The following is a 971-nucleotide window of genomic DNA, read 5'->3' as shown; positions in this document are numbered from 1 at the left end:
CAATTACGCAGTACCAGTCAAATCTGGAATTAGCACCGGTTACAAACAAGATTTTGAATCTCAACCAATTGGTTGGATCTCCTACGGTTACAACAACAGCTGGGAGTGGGGAGTACCTACCGGTGGACCAGGAAATGCCGCTTCTGGTGAAAAAGTGTACGGAACCAAATTAAATGGCAACTATGACAACTATGCTAATATGAACTTGATGTTGCCTCCAATCGTCTTGCCTGAAGGTAACGCCTATCTACAGTTTAAAGACTGGTATCGACTTGACAACAGCAGCCATGATGACCACGTCGACTATGGTCATGTGCTTGTGTCGACAGACGAACAAAACTGGCAACAACTGTCCCGCTTCACTGGTAACTCTGAGAATTTATGGACGGAGCGCCAAATCGATCTATCCGCCTATGCTGGTCAAAAAATCTATATCATCTTTAACGTTACCGCAGACGCTATTTTTACGAGCTCAGGTTGGTATATCGATGATGTCGCCTTAAGCAATACATCACATACCACAGCCAATGTAGAACTAGAAGATTTACAACAACAAAAACTGTTAGCTAGACAACTGGAAAATGAGCCACAAACCAATAAAAAAGTAGTCAACCTGGATACCATCCAACCAACCAAAATACAAAACGTGATGGCACCCACCGCAACGATCACGCCGACAGCAGTCCAACCCATGTCCCTGCCACTTGGAGCTACAGTGAGCGTGCTCGAATCAGGACGTTCTGTTACCACCAACCCAATTGATGGTAGCTATGTTATTAATGCTCATCCTTCTGGTGAGTTCACCTTACGTGCTGAAACATATGGATATGAATCTGCAGATCAACGTGTGAATATTTCTAAAAATGGTACAGTAGAAGCCAACTTTACCTTAAACCCGATCTCGAAAGGAACGGTTAGCGGAACGGTTACAAACAAGCAAACAGGTCAGCCGATAGCTAACGCAACTCTCA

1 protein-coding gene is annotated in these 971 nt (G+C 44.2%); it reads left to right on the top strand.

Annotated elements, in window-relative coordinates; genetic code table 11:
* On the top strand, nucleotides 1-971 hold a 971-nt coding region (locus tag CHI06_RS28870; RefSeq protein ID WP_179292829.1), incomplete at both ends, for a carboxypeptidase-like regulatory domain-containing protein.

Origin of the sequence: Bacillus sp. 7884-1 (assembly GCF_002272245.1) — a bacterium.
Classification (GTDB): domain Bacteria; phylum Bacillota; class Bacilli; order Bacillales; family Cytobacillaceae; genus Neobacillus.
This window is presented reverse-complemented; position numbering and strand designations above follow the sequence as displayed.